We start from the raw sequence: 19,670 nt of genomic DNA on the forward strand, positions 1-19,670 counted from the left end.
CTTGGCATGAAGAGCCCAGTCGAGTACAAGGAGTCCGTGAACTTTTAACTGTGTCCAAAAAATCGGGGTTCACTCCAATCGACATGGCTATTTCCTAGAGCCACACCGGTCAGATGGAAGAAGAAAGCCACCTAATAACTGACCAATTCAGGTAATTTGATTCTTTATGTTAAATGTCGACTGTTGACTATTAAGTTAAACAGCTTTGGAATATTTGGACTCAACTGAGTATTAACAGCTTAAGGAGCTCCAAATGTTTTCTAAAGTAATCGCAGCAGCCATCGTATTGGCTTCCGTATCTGCAAATGCAGCAGACAATGAATTCTTCTTCCAATCCAAAGCGGGTCAGTCTGATGTGACGGCACGTTTGGGCCTTCTTTCCACGTCCATCAAAGCAGACAGTGCTTCTGATGAGACCAAATACACTGGTCTTATCAACACTGGTGCTTCTTACGAATACGGTATCAACGATCAGTTCTCTATCGAAGGCGCTTTGGCGTTCACTTCCGTAGAAGACGATTCCACTCCAAAAAACAAAACAACCGGCCTTCAGGATCCAACAGTAACTTTGAAAGGTACTTCCAACATGGGAGCTTCCACTCTTCGTTACGGTTTGGGTGTGTCTTTGGGTCTTCAAAAAGCAAAAATTGATGGCAACGAAACTTCTGCAGCAACTGGCGGCTACTCTTTCAATCCATATGTAGGTATGGACACTGAAGCAGCTGGCGGCGTTATCGGCGGTCGTTTGAACTATGTGATCAAAACTGAGCGCACGACTGATGTTGAAGGCTTCGGCGACGTTAAAACCAAAGGTGGCAACGTAATGGGTCTGTCTGCATTCTACGAAACAAAAGTTACTGACATCACTTTCGGTGGTGCTTTGAACTACGTAAGCTTCGCAGAAACTGAAAATGAAAATGGCACCACGGCTACTGACTCTTACAACAAATTGGGTCTTTCTGCATACTCTGTAATGCCAATGGGTACTTTCGCGTTGATTCCTCGTTTGGACTACGATTTCTCTCACAGCGATGCTGATAAATACAATGTTATCGTTCTGTCTGTAGCAGGTCGTTTCAACTTCTAGTTTTTAGTTGTTGTTCATTCCGAATACAAAAAAGCCGACTGCAAAGTCGGCTTTTTTATTGTTCAAATTCTGCGACAACATCCCCTTTCCAGGAATCCGTCTTTTAAGTCAGAATCTCGGAAATCGGCTGATAGAATCTTCCTTTCAAAACATGATTGGCCGGGAATTCCCCATAATAGCCAAAGCCCTGTCCGTTTGGCGTCGCAAAGGCGTATTCAGACGGCGGCACACCCATCAACTGCAATAGGGTGATGAGGAAACAATTGTATGGCAAACCCGCAGACGGCATCGTCACATAACGACCCGAGCGCAAAGCCCCGCCCATATTACCAATCAATACCTGCTGGGAATCATAGCCTTGGTGGCCGTTGTCATCACCGAGGTCGCCCATGCCACCGGCACACAGCATCCCCGTCACCATGTTTTCCAAATAGGTCCGCCCCGTAACACCCTCTTCGACATTCAAAGGCGCCAAGAAGCGGTCGGCAATCATATTGGCAAAGTATTTCCACCAAACCTCAAACGCGGTTCTTTGAATAGCGCTGCCACGACTGCCGTGCATGGCATCGTGCACGTTGGTACCCAGTCCGCTTAAACCCGGAATCCACTGTGGGTCCTGCGCCTCCAAAGCCATGACGCCCACTTTGGTAAGACCACACTTAAAGGCCACAGCCAACAGGTCCATATAAATTCGATTGCACAAAGCCGGATCGGAAACCGAACCCGGGTCCGCAGGCTTCGAACAAGTCGGCGTCGGCGCCACCTGCACCAGGGATTTCTGCAAATCCGAGATATATCCCATGTGTTGCTCAAGACGGGCTTTGTCTTCGGCTGAAATTTTACGGCTGTTTTTAAAACCCGTGTAAGCCCCGAAAACCCGATTCAAAATATTGGATTTCAATTCATTCGTGTTATCCGCCGGAGCCGTCGTTCCCGCGGTCAAACTGCCAAAGACTTCGTTATAGAAGTTGCGGATCGTCCAGTCTTCATAGTGCGGGATGACCTGCACATTGCTGCCGACCTTCTGATAGAACAAGGGCCCAGCCCCCATCAGACTGACCCGGATGGATTTACGCACATAGGCCGGTGTTGAATCCGGATAAAGAGTCTTTGAAGCTTCCAAAACAGATTCAATCGAAGGGAATCCCCCTTCTGAATTTCGATCCTGCGCAGAAGCCACCACGAAATTCCCGTGAGCCGAACCCCAGCGAACTGAAGCATCCAGACCGCGAACAATCGTCATCTGGTCGTTGTTTTTCAAAGTTTCATACAACGGGTTGTTCAGCACCGGACTGATGGTGCTGGCCGTACCCAGATTTCGCAGCAGCACTTCTTTCATTCCACTGGAACCCACCGCGGTCGTTGCCGCACTTTTTGCGGGCCAAAGGACGTTCACATTACCGTGGTCAAACCAGAACATCATCATACGCTTCGGCGGAGTCGCAGCTTGTGCGAAAGCTTCCACCGGCATCAGACTTGGCAACAGTGGCAGGGCCAGAAGTGTTTTTCCGGATCCGACCAAAAACTGACGACGGGTTTTCTTGCAATAGTACATCGACATAACGTCCCCTTAGTATTTCCAGCGTCTGAATTCAGGTGAAAGAACAAGGCTTTTAATAGCGCCCTTGATAGAGCCCTGAGTGCCGTCTTTCCCGTACAATGTTGTTAAACTGCGATTCATCTGGCAGTTCGCGTTGGCATCCGCCGGCACGCGAGCCTCAAACCGCTTCAGATGTTTTGTAAAGCACATCATCGCGCGATCACTGACGCCCAGTTGTTCTGACATCTGACGGGCGCCGGTTCCGGAAACTGATTTTCCGGTGATTTCTTTGCTCGAATAGGATGTGTCCACCGGAAGTGATCCAATGGCCTGATTGTTCTTATAGATTGTCTCGGAAGTACGGGAACGGCCGAAGCTGTCGAAGCCTTCAAAGGCATAACCCAGAGTATTAAATCTGGAATGGCAACCCACGCAGGTTGTTCCCGATGCTTCGGTGGAATGAGCCGTGCGATAACGGGTGGTAATCATGTCTTCAGTCAGAACAGGCAATGAGGTCGGAGCACTTGGTGGCGGCAGGCCAATATCCTGACAAAGCACGTGTTCAACAATGCTCAAACCACGCTTGATCGGTGACGCCGTGAAGCCGGATCGTTTGGTCAACATCGCTGCGCGACTCAGGAATCCGGATCGGTCTTCAGCCAGTGTGTCAGTCACGGCATTGACGTTGTAAATCACACCCATGCGCCCGTCCGTGGCGTTGGTGAATCTGGAAGTCATGATATCCAGGAAAGTCCCCGAGCGATTCAGCACAACTTCTTCAAAGTATCCGTCAAGCTCTGAGGCCATCACTTCGCCCAGGCCACTGGTATTGACACCGCCGATAAAGCCAGAATCGTACTGCAAACGATCAAAGACATCGTAACCGTAAGATTCACGGAACAAACGGCGGATCATGTCTTTCGCGCCCGGAGTCGCCATCAGTCGATCGATCTGCTGACCAAGAACCGTGTCATCCAGGATCTGCCCGTTGTCAGCCAGACCTTTCAATGTGCTGTCCGGCGGAGACCCCGTCAGGAAGAAGGCCATCTTCGTCGCCAGCTCATGCGCAGAAAGACTCAGCACTGTGGTGCTGCCAACAACGGCGCTGCCGCGGTCATAGATTTTGTAAAGGAAGTCCGGCATGGTCGCAACACCGGTGAAGGTCACCTGCAACAGTTCTGACTTGGTCAAAGAGGCATCCCAGAAACGGGCCGCCACTTCGTTGGCTTCGGTTGTGCTTAGAGGACGGCGGAAAGCACGGCTGCCCAGCTCTTTCACAAACAACTGATGACAGGACTGGGTGATGCTGCCCGCATTCAGACACTGATTGGTGTTCGGATAGTTTCGTAAACCCGTCGTTGCCCCGACCACCAGTTCTGATGCACGGAAGGCTGATTCAAACAAGGCGTTGGAAATAGGCGCAGTCATCAACAAAGACTGCTCTTTCAATGTGTCACGGTTTTCCGTGGCAACATCCGTTGGAATGGCGCCGATCTTTGAAACCAATGTGGTATCACTTTTTAAAGTGGGCGCAAAATCATCCAACAAAGCAAACAAAGCTGTTTTGTATTCACGGTTGGTCAGCCTGACCATCGGGGTATTTTGCAACTGTCCTGGTGTGCAGGCAAATTCCTGACGATTGTCTTCATTCACCACTGGTGGTGGATTGTAGGCATCAGGGGACAGGGCTTTGGCAATCAACTCCAGCTCGCCCTGACTTAAAGAAATCATACGCATCTGGGATTCTGTTTTAATGGCGATAGAGATCTGTTCGGCCGTGCGTGAACGCTTTGCTGTCGACTTCACCGAACCATGGCAGCTGGCGCAGTTTTCAACATACAGCTTTTGCCCCTGCTGCACTTCTTCCGTGACAACAGGTGTACCCGTTCTTAACTCGGCAGGCCCCATGTCCAAGGCGCTACAGTTCTGAAAGGCCACCATCATCGGCAGCGTGACGACCAAAAAGGCTCCAAGTCTGTAAGCAGCTTTAACGTCCATAGTTAGAGTTTACCTCGTGATATCTGCTTTTCGGCAGATAACTGACGGAGTGGATCCTAAATTACGAGTTATTCATGGCATTTACACTTTCTTCGTCTTTTGTCCGGAGCAAAGTGAACAAGCACTGAGCATTACCAATTTTGCTTGGGAAAAATGCCGCTTTTCCCAGTCTCATTCTGTATCAGTTCCTGCATCGGCCCGGAGTTTATTATTCTTTCAAAGCATATATTCTTTCAGTGTATGCAATTTACTTCGCTTCTCTGCGGGACTACAACAGGCCCATCAAACGAACTGGAGTCCCCATGAAAATCCTATTGGCACTAATGCTTTCTGTTTTCTCTGTAAATGCCGTTGCTTCTTCCAAAGCGGAACAAGCCTTCCTTAAAAAGCTGTATGCGGTGGTCGAATCCGGCACCGAGACTTTTGAAGAAATTGAACTGGACAGCCTGAGTGCCCAGGACCAAGCCGCTCTTTTGAAAGCCGCTGAATATGAATCCAACATCTGGTACGACACCATTCTGGAAGGCGACTATCAGCTGAAAGCCGACGCCAGCGTGGAATATGGTTCCCTGACCAAGATGTATTCTGCAAAAGGTGAATTCATTGCCTACAAGGGCCTTATCCAGCATGAAGCCTACGACACTGGCAGCTGTGACATTCCTTACGAAGAAGACGACAGCGTGATCCAGGACTACATGAAAGAAAACTGCACCCCGGGCTATATCTCCAGCGGGATCTATGTCAGCCCGGATTTCAAATTCCACCTGCGTGACGAAAACGCGATCGAAGACTTCCAAGAATAGTAATAAATTCGCAGTTATAGTCTGAAAGCCACCTCCGGGTGGCTTTTTTTATTCCCGGAAAAGACCGGAACACTTCCCGGCGTCTTAACGGGATCCAAACACTCAAAGCCCCCCTTTTAGGTTACAAGGTCCGTGCAAAACACACTTTAACCAAGAGGATTTATCATGAAACACCTGATCGCACTTTCCGCTCTTTTGATCTCTGGCCCGGCATTCGCTGATTCTATCAAATGCGAAGGCCCCCTGAACTCTGGCACTTATGCAGAATTTGAAATGCCTGCGACTGGCAAGGCGACTTTGGCTTTTGACTATCGTGAGTTCGTGATCGACATGAACTGCCAAGGTTATGCAGCTGACATTCCGGTTTATGAGTGTGTGGAAATCATCCCTGGCGGCAACAAGTATGTTGTTCAGTTTGCAATGGGTGCTGACAAAGCTTACGTATCCCAGGAAAGCAACACTCCAGGTTTCAACACTGAAAAAGGCATTTTGACCTGCAAATAGGTCTGAACTTCTGACCTGTTAAAAAAGGCCGCGAATCCCGCGGCCTTTTTTTTATTTACGGCAAAGATGGATAAGTGCAGACCAATGAATCTGCCTGCCCCACACTCAAGACCTCGTTGGCCTGTTTGGCGATAATGCGGGTCACATGATCAAACTCGATATCAAAGATCTGTCCTTCAAAACGAGTCGCTCCCTCAAGCAAACCGCCGCGGTCTTGCGTTTTAACCTGTCCGGCCACCATCACCACGACATCCACATCAGCAGTGATCTCATCTGCCACTCCCATCACTGTTAATGCCGAATCCACAGTGGGAAGACTTTCACAATGGAACAGCACCTGCCCATCAGACGCCTGAGCCACAGAAGCCGCCACCACCATCACACCTGCCAAGATCATCGTTTTCATTTTAATTCCTTTCGTTTGTTGATTCCTGGCCTCGTTATTAAAAAGACTGTCTGAAAAAGCCAAGTTACTTTGACACAAAGTGTGTCAAATGCCGACACACCCCTGATTCATTACATGTGTCAAAAGCTGACACGGATTGTGTCAATAAATCTGGCTTTTACCTTGCCATCAATGCTAAGACCTTGCTCGCCATGGAACTGACCCGACTTAAAAGCAAAAGAATCCAAGCCCGCAGCTTTAAACAGCTCTTACAAGATGAGCTGGTGGCCCGCTGCCGGACCAATCCCAACTATTCGCTTCGATCTTTCGCGCGTTCGCTGCAAGTAGAACCTTCCGCCCTTTCCCAGATGATCAATGGCAAGCGCCCGATCACCGAAAAAATGAAAATGCGTCTGGGAATGGCGCTGGGTCTTTCGACGGATCAGCTGCGCCAGCTGCCAACAACGCCCGAGGCGGCTTCGGAAAATAGCCATGCGAAAGCTAAATTCCAGCAATTGACCCTGGACACCTTTGCTGTCATTTCGGACTGGTACCACTATGCAATTCTGGAACTGACTTATGTGGATGATTTCAAATCTGACAGTGCCTGGATCAGTCAGCGTTTGGGAATTACCAAGTCTGAAGTGAATATTGCCGTCGAACGCCTGATGCGCCTGGGACTTTTAAAGAAGAATACCAAAGGCAAGTGGATCGATGCCTCTGAAAATGGCGAACTGACCCATCTGAGCCCGACCGAAACCTCGGATGCCGCCAGAAAATATCAGATCCAACTGCTGGAGCTGTCCCAAAAAGCCGTGCAGGAAGTGCCACTGACCCGACGCAATCACACCTCGGCCACTTTGTGTTTTGATCCCGAGGATCTGGCCCCGGCGATTGAGCGCATTGCCGAGTTTCGCCGCTCCTTTGCGCGGGACTTTCAACCGCGCAAGGCCAAAGAAGTTTATCAACTGCAAGTCAGCTTTTTCCCAATGACCAAACAAAAGGACAATGTATGAAAAATGTTTTCACCGCTTGTTTTCTGATCCTGACCGCTCTTTCAACGAATGCCTTTGCCCGCGGCGTGAAGGAAGGTGGCGGCGACTCTTCGGGATTTGAATCGTGCCTGGAAAATCACATGGAAAAAATCCAGAATGAACTGCACAGAGACGACTTGGTATTTGAGCTCTCCTCAGATGCGAAAGTGTTACTTGCGTGGACAAACACCGGTGAGCTTGTGGCCAGCGAGGACATTTCTGACTGTCATCAATAGCATTCAATGGATTGCCAAAGTGTGTGACAAAAGCGGTGAAAAAATTTTGACAACAGTGGGGCAAACTCACTAACTAGTGGCATGAACTTTCGCCGCCTTATCCTGATTCTTGTATCTGCTGCTGTCTATCAGGTGGCCTCTGCCGAGGCTTCGGGCGCTATCAAATTTGGTTTCATTGCCAGCAATGCCCCACCACTTCTGTTCCAGTTTGAAAATCAGAACAATCCAATTCCCACCGGTGGATTGATTTACGAAATGGCGGTCGCCATCGGTGATGAACTGGGCGGTGACTACACCATCGGACGAATTCCGCGAAAACGTGTCGCCACCAATATCATTAACAATAAAATTGATCTGGTCTGCCATAACAGCAAACGCTGGCGCCTGCCCTTTGCCGACGGGGCCCTGTGGAGCAAAACACTTTACACCCACGCCAACGTTCTGGTCGGACTGGGCGATGTCCCATTTGCAACCCCAGATCAGATCAAAGGGGCCATTGGAACTGTTGAAAACTATTTCTATGCTGATTTAGACGACCGCTTCCGCACCAACGAACTGACCCGAAACGACAGCCCGACCATCGAAGTCAGCATTAAGAAGCTGCTGACTGGCCGGGTTCCTTATATCATTCTTGGTGAAATCGAATACAGCTATTACAAAAGCATTTACCCGTCCCTGCATCGCAGTTCTTTTGCACTGGATAAAACAGAAATCCAGTGTTCGCTATCAAAAAAATCCACCCTGCCCCTGGCAAAACTCAACCGTGCCATCGACAAACTTCAAGACCGCCAGGTGATCAGCAAAATATACAAGCGCTACGCAGATCCAAACACCATTCCCAAACCTGTGACCTATGGTCTGAACAGTAATGACTCGCCTCCGTTCATTCACTTCGACAAATCTTCAGACAACGACGGCATCGTGCGTGGCGGGGTCTTTTTCGATATAGCTCTGGAAATCGGTAAAAAGATCCAACGCCCCATCACCTTCGTGCTGCTGCCACGAGGCCGTCTGGATGCGCGCCTTGCTTCCGGGCAGATTGAGCTGGTCTGCTATGACACCGAAGCCTGGGCCGGTCAGTACGCAAAACAGTACCACTGGAGTTCCCCTATCTTCCGCCAAAGTGATTTGATCGTGGGCCACGCTGGTGATCCTGAAGTCGCCAAGATTCGGACGACAGACGACCTGAAAGGCAAACGCATTGGTGCAGTGCTGAACTTTGTCTATCCGGCCCTGACGCCCTACTTTAACGACAAGAGCCTTGAACGCGAAGACGCCGGTTCGGGCGCTGCCAACGTGGAAAAACTCAGTGTGAAGCGGGTGCCGTTGATTCTGCTGAACAGCCTTGAATACAGCTATTACAAAAGCAACGATTCCCGCCTGCAAAAAGCCCCGCTGGAAATTGATTCTGTGGATGTGAAATGTGCGGTCTCGAAAAAATCCACCTTGAAAATCGAGGAAATAAATTCGGCCATTCAGGAACTTTCAAAATCCGGCCGACTGCAAAAGATCTTTGCACCTTCTTATCTGCACTGACAGGAGGATCCATGTTCAAAGTTCTGCCCCTGCTTGCGCTGACAATGGCACTGGCACTGTCCCCGGACGCGTTTTCTCAAGAGGCCGCAAAGTCGCAGAACTTCAGCTGGCTGCAGTTCAATCTGTACAAGGGCTTTGACAACAAAAATCCTTTTGACCAGCAAGACGACACCTACATCGAGATGGAGTTCGGGGGCCGTTCGGGCTTTTTGGACTTTTACGGATTCTTTGACGTCTTTGATATTTTTGATTCCAAAGACAGTGACTTTCATGACAGCGACAATCTGTTTCTGAAAACCTTCCCGCGCTTTTCCATCAATCACATTGCGCAGAAAAACCTTTCGTGGGGGCCGGTTAAGGAATGGTATCTGGCGACGCTGTTGATTGTTGGTGACCGGGCGCTGTTTGAAGAATGCGTCGGTCTGGGTGTGGATTTCAAAGTGCCTTGGAATGGAAAACTGGGCGCGAATCTGATGGCCCGCTATGTCCGTGAAAACTATGGCGCCGTGAATGAACACACTTGGGATGGATACTTTCTGGCGGTGAACTGGTTTGCTCCGTTTTATCACTTCGCCAATCAAAGTTTCATTTCTTATCAGGGATATCTGGATTTCATTTTCTCTGCCGACGAGATCGGTCAAGAGCCCGGCCGAACCACCAGTTCGGTGGCTTGGTACAACGGCTTTTACTGGCATCAAACCGATTATTCATTGGGCTATGGATTGAAGTACTACAAAGACTATGGACAGTTTGTCGACGGCGGTATTGCCGGAGAAACCTCCGGCCTCGGACACTATATGGTTTTGGGATACAAGTTCTGAATCAGACGCCCGCGGCTTTCGACTGCCCCTGATCGGCAGCGATCCAAGCCTGCAGGTATTCCGGCATAAGGGGCGCTGTCAGGTTTTCGCCCACGGCCTTCATCAGCTCCGCGGGTGATACCGTCCCGCCCTTTTTACTTAAGAAGCGCGCGCGAATCATACCGATAGCCACAAGGTCCCCGCGGCTGGTGAACTTGTGTTCAAGATAAAGATACTTATCATCCCAGGTGATCAGTCGTGTGTGCAGATGGAATTTCTGAAAGACCTTCAAAGACCTGCGAAAGCGGATGGTTTCAGAGGCCACCACCGGATACCAGCCTTCAGCGGCAATCGCCCCCGCGGCCTGAGCACGGATCATGTAATCGGTGCGCGCCAGATCCTGCAAAGACAGATAGACCCCATTGTTCATGTGACGAAGAACATCCAGATCTGTCGGCCACACTCTAAACGGTGTCGCGCATTCATCCATAATGCCCACGCGGGAACGGAAACGGGAAAAAATCAGAACATGCAAAAGACGGAAAAACAAATTCATAAAAACCTCGAAAGCCCCAGGGCCGATATAAAGCCTAACAAGCAGGGCTTTACGAAGTCAAAACGGACTTAATTCTGAGCCTTCAAAGAACCTTCGGCATCAGGTCTTAGGAAGCGAAACACCGGCGTGGTTTTGAATTTCGCAGTGATATCCCCGATCAGGTCATAGTTCTTGACCAGGGTGATCTTCTTCACCGTAGCCCCTTTTTTGAAATCCAATTTAGGTAATTCAACCCAAACCAGATAGGGGCTCAAAGTACTTTCATAAAAGTAAAGACCACGGGTCAGATCCGCAACCGTGCGCCAGCGCGTGGTGGAAATATACGGACGCGCGGGATCCGGGACGCCAAAAGGCTGCGACACGTTTCGCATCACACTCAACACCCCGGCCACCGCTTCACGATAGTCCTTGGGTTCAGGCAGACGCTCCGTATAGAAGGCCGCACGCACAAAACGATCCGCCGCCTCGGTGGTGCCCGGCAGTTTTTTACTGCCGCCAAACCCCTGATACTGCTTCATGGATTTCAGCTGCTGATCAAAGGGCGGAGAATTCGTCATAAAGCGATATTCTTTGCCGTGATAGATCTTGGTTTTGCCATCAATGTATTCCATCACCACGGAATCCCCGGTCTTGTCTGATAAGGCCAAATGCACCGTACCCTGGCGCACTCCGTGAGCCGTAGGCACACTGGCCATCAGCACCTGAATTGGTGATTTTTCCAACGACGCCATGGCTTCAGACACCGTGGCAAAGTTATCCAGAAAATACTGCGCCCACTGACTTACGGACAAACCCGGCAGTCGTTCATCGCGGATGCCGAAGTGACTTTCAGACAAGTACAGCAAATTGGCCGTCAGCCCTTTTTCATTCAGCCCATCGGCCGTGCCCACATCGTACATGGACAAAATCACACTGCCGTATTTTGAGGTCCACTTTGCCGGATTGGTGGCGGCCATCCCCTCACGTTCCATCCCCCGCGGGAAAAGCCACAGATTAGATCCGGTGTCTTCGGACCAGTCCATATTACGCCCGACGATCACATCCTGATTTTTCCCGTCCCACAAAATCCGCGTGCACGGATACGCAGGAACAACCAAGAGCAGACATAAAAGCACTGTCAGTGTTTTCATAGATAATCACTCCCTGTTTACAACCATTGCACACCAATGCCTGTGAACGAGCCATCTGTATGAAAACAAAAAGGCCTCTGACTTTCGTCAAAGGCCCCAGGTCGGTACACTTGTTTTAGAAAAATCAGAATCCGTCGGTCGTGCCGACTTTGGCGCGCGGGTCTTCATCGGAATCAAACGGAATGACTGCGGCCGCGGCCGGAGCCGCCGCTTTCTTTGGTGGAGGAGTGAACTTCATCACCTTCGCCGATTTAGCTTCTGGTTTCTTCGGAGCTTTGGCAGAGGACACACGGGACGGCGCTGGCGTTTCCGCCGCAGCTTCAACATCAGCCGAGCCGGTGACGAAGCTGCTCAGTTCACGCACCATGATCTGCATTTGATCAGACTGGGATGAAATCTCTTCCGATGTCGCTGCGATTTCTTCAGAAGAAGCCGCATTGGACTGGGAGCTTTGATCCAATTGATTCATCGCCTTGTTAATCTGCTGAATACCGGTCGTCTGTTCGGCACTGGCCGCAGAGATTTCGTTATTCAGATCCGCCACCTTTTTGATGGAATTGACGATGTTATTCAGAACATCCCCGGACTTATCCGCAATGTGAGTTCCATTTTCAATTTTTTCCACCGAGTCTTTAATCAAAGACGTGATGTCTTTTGCCGCTGACGCGGATCTTTGGGCCAAGGCGCGAACCGCTTCCGCCACAACCGCAAAGCCTTTCCCCTGCTCTCCGGCACGGGCTGCTTCCACGGCCGCATTCAGTGCCAGCAAATTCGTCTGAAAGGCGATATCGTCGATGACATTGATGATCTCTTCGATCTTTTTGGATGATTGAGAGATATCACGCATGGACTCGAGCAGATTCTTGATCTCGCGTTCGCCATCTTCAGCCGCTGAACGCGACGTCTGCGATAAAGATGCAGCCTGTTTCGCATTGTCGGAATTCATTTTCACCATGGAAGTCATTTCTTCCAGGGACGCCACGGTTTCTTCCAAAGAAGCCGCCGCGGATGTCGAGGACTGAGACAAACCCTGACCCGCCAATGTCAGCTGGGTGATGGCTTCATTCACCTGGTGTCCGGCACCCGCCAGACGGGAAACGGTGCTGTTTACCGTGCGGCTTAGCGCCATACCGATAAACATCAGCAAACCAAACACCAGCACTGCGGAAACACCGCCAATGGCCGCCAGCATGATCATGCCTTTTTTGGTTTCGGATTTTTGCAGCAGATTATTGTCAGCGGCCATCTTTTCATACATGGCCACCACATCACCGGCGGTTTTTTTGATGACCGTGGAATGCTTCAGATAAGAACCTTCCGTCATCACCTCGCGCAACTTGTCAAAGTCAGCATCCGGCTTGTCCAAAGATGCAATCAACTGCTCGACTTCCTGAATGTATTCGGCATTGACTTTTTTTGCCGGCTCGTACAATTCAGCCTCACCCGGCTGGAAAGAAGCCGCTTCATAAACCTTTATCGCTTCTTTATATTCAGTGATGGCTGTTTTGGCTTTACCAACATAGCTGTCACGATGTTTTGGCACGTCCTTGTTGGCCAAAGCACCCCACAGGTACTGACCAATACGTGCACGACTGCCTTCAACCTCGCCCATGGCTTTCATGTTCGGAATGACGTCGACATAAGCTTCATTCAGCATACTGCCGACGATGCTCATATCTTTGTACGCCACCCACCCCAGAGCCGCGAAGCCCGCCATCGGAATCAAAGCACACACAAAAAGCTTGCCTTTAATACCCTTGAACCAAGAACTGATTGCCATAATTTTTTTGAAACCTCTGAGAATTGTTAAAAGAGACTTCCTATTTTCGGAGAAAATCAGGACCGCCTGAAGGGCTTAGACTAAATAGTAAATTTGAGACAATTCTGTGAATATACTCACAAAACTCAGACTGAAAAACACATTCAAATTTCACTCAAGCCACTGCCGCCTTTACTAGTTGTTTTTGTTTATGTCGAAACTGAGACGATTTCTTCAAGTGAAGGAATCTTTGAACAATTCAACAAAATCAAGGGTGTGGCTTTTCTATCCGTGTAGCAAAGCGGGACTATTGCATTGCTGAAATTTCCTAAATAGCCCTTAGTGATTTTCAAGAACCTCCCGATCAATAAGGGGTCCCCTGATTGGGGTAGTTATTAAACCATAAGGAAACTCAAATGAAATTATTCTCAAACGGTACGTTGAATCATAAAGCAGTAATCGCAATCACTCTGACCGCCCTGTTCTTCGGATGCGCTAAAAAGGAAGAAGAAACACCCAGCATCGGCACAGGCGGCCTGACAGCAGCTGAAGTGGCTGGCAATCGCTGGTCAAGCTGCACAGCCGTCAGCAGCGCCGCCACCTTTGGCGCAGCGGTGAACGGGCTTTCCTATATGCGTGGTATGAGCTTAATGGCTGATGGCACCTACAGTATCTCGACTCTGTTCTTCACCGGGGCAAGTTGTGCTATGGGGGGTGACCACCTGTTTACAGTCAGCCAGGCAGGAACATTCCAGACGGGCGGACTTCTTGATTCCGGCGCAACTCAGATTGTCTATACGGCCATTGGCACGGTACTGACTAATTATGGTGGTGCAGGAGCGAACGAAACCACTTGGGCAGGTTACTTTGATACCGCAACATGTGTGGGCGGCAGTGATCTGGTCGTAGATACAAATGCGACAGACACCAACGAAGTCACTGGCCTGACTTGCTCCAAAGTGTCGAATCCTGACTTTGCTTTCCCAGAGTTTGCTCCGCTTGGAACTGTCTTCTATGACTCCATCGCCCTGACGGACTCCACACCAGGAAGCACGGTAATCACCGTGGGTGATATGGTTCAGCTATGGAACTTGGGTCAGGCAGGATCTTATCCATCTTCTGCCACTCAGACGTTCAGCGAATAATACTTTCCAACATTCCATTTTCTTCCGTTAAAGCGGGGCCCCCAAGGTCCCGCTTCTTTTTTCGATTCCCCGAACATCGTGGACGAAACACCAAGGCCCCTTTGCGCCCCACACAGTGAAACTTCAACAATATTAATGAACCAATCTTAATAGGCTGCTTCTTGACCCGGCACTGGCTTCGCAATAGTAAGGCGATACAAAGATTTGCCCCACGAAAGAAGGATCCCATGAGATATCTGGTCTTAACCCTGATGGTACTGGTGTCTGCCTGTGCAGAGCAATCCCAGCATGAACTTCAGAATCTGCTTCAAGACACCGCCATTGCCGGGGGCCACGATGTGGCCCCGAACGATGCTCTGGCCAAACTGGTGGTCAGAATCAAAATACAACCCAAACGGTTTGCTCTGCTGCGCCCGTACCAAATCTGCACTGGCGCCTTCGTTTCTGAAAACGTCATCCTGACAGCCGCTCACTGTGTAAAAGACCCTTCAATGGAATTTAAGATCAGTTATGCCCTTGAATCTGCGAAATCCGCCAAACATTCCGTGGAAAAAGTTGTTCTGCACAGGGACTATATCGCGCCGGAAAAATTCGTGGGCCGTCACGACATGGCTTTGATCCGTATCGACGGCAGCAAACCCAAAGAAATGAAAATCCTAAAATGGAGCCAGGATCATCAGCCCCTGATTCTGCCAAAAAGCCTTCTGGCTATCGGCTATGGTGCTTACTCCAACACCGGCAACCCTGCGGGTCTTGGAATTCTGCGCACTGCGGGGGTTCTGATTCAGGAAGAAAAAGACACGTACCTTGTGGCCAATCAAAAAACCAGTGGAATCTGCCACGGTGATTCCGGTGGTCCCCTTCTGGACATCACGGGATCTGAACCTCTGATTGTCGGTGTAAATCATGCTTATATGAACGTGGTGGGAGAACAACCTGAAGACAAGTGCCGCCGTAGAGGGGCTTATATGAAAGTCTCCAGGTACAGTGACTGGATTGAGGAGCAACTGGCCATCCTCAATCCCAAGAAAAACTAGCGGATAGGAAGAATACGGATCTGACCCGGCATGCGCACAATGCGAACCAGGGACAGGTCCTTCTTCAAAACACTTGGAGTTCCGTTTTGCTGATTCATTTCAGCGTTCACTTCCTCTTGAATCACAACCATGTAGGTCGCTTCAAAGATATGGCCGGTCCCCGCATGGCGGAAGCCCACAAAGTAAGTGTACTGAGCGCCGGCACTCATCCACCCACCACGAGCAAATGAAGTTTGCACAGGATCGGTGAATTCAACAGAACCACAATCCTCGATCCAGCTGTCAAAGCGTGGAGCTGCCGGATCACAGTTTTCTTTTTCCAGTTCATCGCGCAGACTTGCCAAACGCGTATTGGAATCATCCAAAAGCATCTTCATGAACTTTTCGTTTTCTTCACCATCGACAAACACGGCGGCCTGAATTCCCTGCCCTTCATCGGTGACGATTTTGACCACAGCCCGTTCCGTATCAACTTTGGTAAATTGGCGGCTTTCTGCGGCAAAAGCGGCGGAAGAAAAGACAAAAGAACCCAGAATGGATAGAACAATCCATGTTTTCATTAAACGAACTCCTTATTGTGAGGAACATAAGGGATAGTGCAGAACTTTTCTTGAGACAAATTAACATGCCTTCATTAAGGGACTGTCATGTGGTAGCTTCGTTTCATGACCGAACTTAAAGAGCGCCTGTTAAAATTCTATGAAGAAAACGAAATCAAGGTCGACATCGGCTTTTTCCTGGGGGGTTTCTTCTTTGATATCCTGACCCTTTCGGCCATTGATGATCTGTTGGGTATTTCCCAACAAATCATCTATCTGCTGATTCTGGGATCCGTGCTTTATTATGACTTCCTGTTCACTCATGGGCTGTTTCAGCCTTCCCGTCGTCTGGAAAAAGTCTGGGATTACCGCCAACTGATCGTGCACTTCCTGCTGGGAAGCCTGCTTAGCGTGTATTCGCTGTTCTTCCTGAAAAGTGCGTCGCTGTTTTCGTCGGTGGTCTTTGTCGCCCTGCTGATGGGTCTGATGGTCGCCAATGAAATGAAGCGGGCTCAGCGCAGCGAGATCAACATCAAGATCGGCTTGTATGTGATCTGCGTGTTTTCATTCTTTTCCATGACGATCCCGGTAATTCTGGGGTTTGTCGGGCTGTTCCCGTTCCTGCTGGCGATTGCCTTCACGGGGGTTGCGATCTATGGGGCGTTCCTGCTGCTGAAAAGAAAAATCCAGGACCAGCGTATGCTGCAGAAGTATCTGCTGCTTCCGGGCGCTACAATTTTAACGCTGTTTCTGGCTTTCTATCTGGTGGGCTGGATTCCACCGGTGCCGCTGTCGATTCAGAACATGGGCATCTATCACAGCGTGGAAAAATCCGAAGGCAAATACATCCTGTCCCACGAACAGGCTTCATGGAGATTCTGGCGCCGCGGGGATCAGGAATTCTATGCTGAACCCGGTGACACAGTTTACTTCTTTGCCGAGATCTTTTCCCCGGCAAGATTCAGTGATTCCGTGATCCTGCACTGGTATTACAAAGATCCCGTTCGCGGCTGGCAAACCACCGACAAGATCCCCATGAACATCACCGGAGGCCGTAAAAACGGCTATCGCGGTTTTGCCTCAAAGCAAAACTATTCTGCCGGTGACTGGCGCATCAGCGTGGAAACCACCGACGGCCGCGAAATCGGACGCATCTATTTCAAAGTAATTAAATTAGAATCAAACAACCCAGAACGGGTCTTCTACAAAGACATCTACTAAAAAGATCACCTATCAGAACTGTGGCCTTGTCAAAAGGGCTCAAGTCCGAGGCGGAAGCCTGCCCTCGCAGCGCAGGCGTGCTCCAAGCACGTCGGAGCGAGAAGGCGGGCCGACAACGAAGGAGATGGACCTTTTTCACAAGGCCAAAAAAAAGACCGCCGGGGGATGGCGGTCTTTCGGGGGATAACTTATTGATTCACTCGCACCAGTTTCACTTCAAAATCCTGGGAGGGGCTTTTTTGAAGCTGTTCCTGGGCTTGTTCGTTGGCGGCAATCGCCACTTCCGAGCTATTCAGAATTCTGAGCAACCTTTTGCGCAGAATCTTTTCGCTGACTGAGGCTTCCTTGATCATTTCGTTGAATCCCTGAACCTCAGCTTGGGATAACGAAGCAGACATTAAAATCAGTGAAATTATTAAGAAGCGCATCCGTGCCCTCCTGTTCCTATTAATAGGAACCAAGCAGGGCTTCGGTCGGTTAAATAATTATTTAGAGGCCTCTGGCGGGTGCTGAGGATCAATATATGTCTTTTCCGCGTCCTCTTTAAGGACCTGAGCCAGCTGCTGGGTCGCCTGGCGGGAAACGTCGATAAAGGACTTCTGATCGTGACGAACCTTGAATTGTTCTTGCAACATCAGTTCATCGTGCAGACGGAAGCGCTCGATGATCTCATGCGCGCGTTTGGCTGGGGTTCCCATCGCCACCAGCAACTGTTCAGAAAGCGCCACGCTGGAATCAATCGTTTCACGGCGAACATGGGTCACGCCAGCTTCCATCAGATCAAACGTGTGCTGACGGTTGCGGGACCGGGCAAAGACTTTCACATGCGGGTAATCGGTGCGCAGAATCTGCGCGATGTTGTTCGAGGTCTCAACATCGTCCACCGCCAGTACAAAGTACTTCGCATTTTTAATACCTGCCGCCTCCAGAATCTCGGGGCGGGAAGCATCTCCGTAATAAACCTTGTTGCCAAAGCGGCGAAGCATGTCGATTTGTTCAGTGTCATGTTCAATCGCGGTGAATTTCACATTCTGCGTGCGCAGAATACGGCCAAAGATCTGACCGACCCGGCCAAAACCTGCGATGATCACCGTATTGCCATTGTCCGCTTCATCAATCTTGTCGTACTGCGGCCCCCCCGCCGGAGTCTTGCAGGCAATCATGGCCTGAATCTTTTCATTCAGCACAATGATGATCGGGCTTGCGATCATGGAAAGAGTCACCACCAAGGTGAACCGTTGAGTCCATTCCGGCGAAAGCACCTGCGCACTTTGACCAACCCCGAAGATCACAAAGGCGAACTCCCCGCCTTGCACCAGATAGACGGCCAGATTATTGGAAGCCGGACGGTGAAGCTTCATCACACGGCCCACGCCGTAAATCAGGAAGCCTTTCAGCACCATGTAACCCACGGTGATCCCCAGAATCAGCCCTGGATTCTGGATCAGCAGTGACAGCTTCACGGACATGCCCACGGAAACAAAGAAAAGACCCATCAGCAAACCTTTGAAAGGTTCAAGATCGGCTTCCAGTTCGTGACGATATTCAGATTCAGACAACAGCACCCCGGCCAGGAAGGCCCCCAAAGCCATGGACAGGCCCACGCTTTCCATCAAGAAGGCCACGCCGATCACCGTCAACAACGTCACCCCAGTGAACAGCTCACGGCTGCGGGTTTCGGCCACCACTTGCAGGAATCGGCCCATCAAAATACGGCTGCCCAAGGCCAAACCGATAAAGATCGCCAGGGCCCCGCCCCAGTTCACTTCACGGGTGGAAGCTGTCACCAGCCCCAGACTTGGAATCACTGCCAAGGCCGGAATGGCCACCACGTCCTGCATCAGCAGGATCGCAAAAGAAGCGCGACCAAATTCGGTGTTTAAAACTTTTCGTTCAGACAGGCTTTGCAATGCAAACGCCGTGGAAGACAGTGACAGGGCAAAACCCACCACGGCAGCGCTGGCCCAGGAAATCCCCAGCTGATGTCCCGCCAGGGTGAAAACCACGGTACAGAACAGGATCTGCAAGCCACCGAAACCCAACAGGGTTTTTCGCAAGCCCCATAGTTTTTTAGGCTGAAGCTCCAAACCAATAATAAAGAGCAGGAAGACCACGCCAAATTCCGCAATGGTTTGCACAAAATGGAAGTCCGAAATCAATCCCCATCCCAAAGGACCAATCAAAATCCCGGCTGCCAGATAACCCAGAATGGTTCCCAAGCCCAGCTTTTGAAACAATGAAACAAGAACGACGGAAAAACCAAGGAACGCAAGAATCTGCAGAAGCTGCTCATGTAAAATCATGTTAACGAAGGTATCAAGCTGTTTTGATCCCGGCAAGATTCCTGTGACAAGCCGGGA

Annotated in this window: 19 protein-coding genes; 10 read left to right on the top strand and 9 right to left on the bottom strand. The window is 50.1% G+C overall.

From position 1 onward, the window contains the following. The first annotated feature begins 253 nt into the window (after window positions 1-253). Window positions 254-1,087, top strand: coding sequence for an outer membrane beta-barrel protein (locus tag AC04MQ_RS00005; protein WP_475390429.1), 834 nt, complete (start codon window positions 254-256; stop codon window positions 1,085-1,087). A gap of 103 nt (window positions 1,088-1,190) precedes the next feature. On the opposite strand, the gene AC04MQ_RS00010 is transcribed toward AC04MQ_RS00005, so the two are convergent. Both AC04MQ_RS00010 and AC04MQ_RS00015 read right to left on the bottom strand, forming a co-directional pair. Further along, window positions 1,191-2,648: a DUF1552 domain-containing protein gene (locus tag AC04MQ_RS00010; protein ID WP_475390431.1), complete on the bottom strand. Its 1,458-nt coding sequence runs from the start codon at window positions 2,646-2,648 to the stop codon at window positions 1,191-1,193. Between the two features lie 9 nt (window positions 2,649-2,657). After that, the gene (locus AC04MQ_RS00015; RefSeq protein ID WP_475390433.1) at window positions 2,658-4,625 is read right to left on the bottom strand and encodes a DUF1588 domain-containing protein; all 1,968 of its coding nucleotides are present in this window, start codon (window positions 4,623-4,625) and stop codon (window positions 2,658-2,660) included. A 302-nt stretch (window positions 4,626-4,927) separates the two neighbouring features. On the opposite strand from AC04MQ_RS00015, the gene AC04MQ_RS00020 reads away from it, so the two are divergent. Together AC04MQ_RS00020 and AC04MQ_RS00025 are read left to right on the top strand one after the other, a co-directional pair. After that, the gene (locus AC04MQ_RS00020) at window positions 4,928-5,428 is read left to right on the top strand and encodes a hypothetical protein (protein ID WP_148278686.1); all 501 of its coding nucleotides are present in this window, start codon (window positions 4,928-4,930) and stop codon (window positions 5,426-5,428) included. A gap of 165 nt (window positions 5,429-5,593) precedes the next feature. Continuing rightward, window positions 5,594-5,932: a hypothetical protein gene (locus AC04MQ_RS00025; protein WP_475390435.1), complete on the top strand. Its 339-nt coding sequence runs from the start codon at window positions 5,594-5,596 to the stop codon at window positions 5,930-5,932. A gap of 55 nt (window positions 5,933-5,987) precedes the next feature. Here the strand turns inward: AC04MQ_RS00025 and AC04MQ_RS00030 are convergent, their stop codons facing one another. Further along, window positions 5,988-6,338, bottom strand: a complete 351-nt coding sequence (locus AC04MQ_RS00030; protein WP_015089826.1) for a hypothetical protein — start codon at window positions 6,336-6,338, stop codon at window positions 5,988-5,990. A gap of 116 nt (window positions 6,339-6,454) precedes the next feature. Between AC04MQ_RS00030 and AC04MQ_RS00035 the strand changes: the two genes are divergently transcribed. The 4 genes from AC04MQ_RS00035 (at window position 6,455) to AC04MQ_RS00050 (ending at window position 9,944) form a co-directional block, all read left to right on the top strand. Beyond that, the gene (locus AC04MQ_RS00035; protein WP_475390437.1) at window positions 6,455-7,333 is read left to right on the top strand and encodes a TIGR02147 family protein; all 879 of its coding nucleotides are present in this window, start codon (window positions 6,455-6,457) and stop codon (window positions 7,331-7,333) included. Next, on the top strand, window positions 7,330-7,587 hold the full coding sequence (locus AC04MQ_RS00040; RefSeq protein ID WP_015089824.1) for a hypothetical protein: 258 nt from the start codon (window positions 7,330-7,332) through the stop codon (window positions 7,585-7,587). The genes AC04MQ_RS00035 and AC04MQ_RS00040 overlap by 4 nt, the downstream gene beginning before the upstream one ends. An 81-nt stretch (window positions 7,588-7,668) precedes the next feature. Continuing rightward, entirely contained in the window at window positions 7,669-9,123 is a 1,455-nt protein-coding gene (locus tag AC04MQ_RS00045; RefSeq protein WP_475390439.1) for a substrate-binding periplasmic protein, read from the top strand. An 11-nt stretch (window positions 9,124-9,134) separates the two neighbouring features. Beyond that, entirely contained in the window at window positions 9,135-9,944 is an 810-nt protein-coding gene (locus AC04MQ_RS00050) for a nucleoside-specific channel-forming Tsx family protein (RefSeq protein ID WP_475390441.1), read from the top strand. Window position 9,945: 1 nt separating this feature from the next. Here the strand turns inward: AC04MQ_RS00050 and AC04MQ_RS00055 are convergent, their stop codons facing one another. The 3 genes from AC04MQ_RS00055 to AC04MQ_RS00065 all read right to left on the bottom strand — a co-directional run bounded on the left by AC04MQ_RS00055 (window position 9,946) and on the right by AC04MQ_RS00065 (window position 13,389). Continuing rightward, on the bottom strand, window positions 9,946-10,479 hold the full coding sequence (locus AC04MQ_RS00055; protein WP_475390443.1) for an acyl-CoA thioesterase: 534 nt from the start codon (window positions 10,477-10,479) through the stop codon (window positions 9,946-9,948). A gap of 68 nt (window positions 10,480-10,547) precedes the next feature. Further along, window positions 10,548-11,609, bottom strand: coding sequence for a linear amide C-N hydrolase (locus AC04MQ_RS00060; protein WP_475390444.1), 1,062 nt, complete (start codon window positions 11,607-11,609; stop codon window positions 10,548-10,550). Window positions 11,610-11,733: 124 nt separating this feature from the next. Then, the gene (locus AC04MQ_RS00065) at window positions 11,734-13,389 is read right to left on the bottom strand and encodes a methyl-accepting chemotaxis protein (RefSeq protein WP_475390446.1); all 1,656 of its coding nucleotides are present in this window, start codon (window positions 13,387-13,389) and stop codon (window positions 11,734-11,736) included. Window positions 13,390-13,784: 395 nt separating this feature from the next. Here AC04MQ_RS00065 and AC04MQ_RS00070 point away from each other — a divergent pair, with 395 nt between their 5' ends. Then, the gene (locus AC04MQ_RS00070; RefSeq protein ID WP_475390448.1) at window positions 13,785-14,513 is read left to right on the top strand and encodes a hypothetical protein; all 729 of its coding nucleotides are present in this window, start codon (window positions 13,785-13,787) and stop codon (window positions 14,511-14,513) included. Between the two features lie 227 nt (window positions 14,514-14,740). Further along, on the top strand, window positions 14,741-15,550 hold the full coding sequence (locus tag AC04MQ_RS00075; RefSeq protein ID WP_475390450.1) for a S1 family peptidase: 810 nt from the start codon (window positions 14,741-14,743) through the stop codon (window positions 15,548-15,550). Here AC04MQ_RS00075 and AC04MQ_RS00080 read toward each other — a convergent pair. Continuing rightward, a complete protein-coding gene (locus AC04MQ_RS00080; protein WP_015089813.1) occupies window positions 15,547-16,110 on the bottom strand; it encodes a hypothetical protein in 564 nt (187 codons plus the stop codon). The genes AC04MQ_RS00075 and AC04MQ_RS00080 overlap by 4 nt on opposite strands. A gap of 105 nt (window positions 16,111-16,215) precedes the next feature. On the opposite strand from AC04MQ_RS00080, the gene AC04MQ_RS00085 reads away from it, so the two are divergent. Further along, the gene (locus AC04MQ_RS00085; RefSeq protein WP_475390452.1) at window positions 16,216-17,310 is read left to right on the top strand and encodes a DUF2914 domain-containing protein; all 1,095 of its coding nucleotides are present in this window, start codon (window positions 16,216-16,218) and stop codon (window positions 17,308-17,310) included. 188 nt (window positions 17,311-17,498) lie between these two features. Here the strand turns inward: AC04MQ_RS00085 and AC04MQ_RS00090 are convergent, their stop codons facing one another. Together AC04MQ_RS00090 and AC04MQ_RS00095 are read right to left on the bottom strand one after the other, a co-directional pair. Further along, window positions 17,499-17,738, bottom strand: a complete 240-nt coding sequence (locus AC04MQ_RS00090; RefSeq protein WP_015089811.1) for a hypothetical protein — start codon at window positions 17,736-17,738, stop codon at window positions 17,499-17,501. Between the two features lie 57 nt (window positions 17,739-17,795). Continuing rightward, window positions 17,796-19,613 carry a monovalent cation:proton antiporter-2 (CPA2) family protein gene (locus AC04MQ_RS00095; RefSeq protein ID WP_475390454.1) on the bottom strand — a complete coding sequence of 606 codons (1,818 nt, stop codon included), beginning with the start codon at window positions 19,611-19,613 and terminating at the stop codon, window positions 17,796-17,798. Window positions 19,614-19,670: the final 57 nt, after the last annotated feature.

Source organism: Bdellovibrio sp. MYbb2 (genome assembly GCF_056175685.1).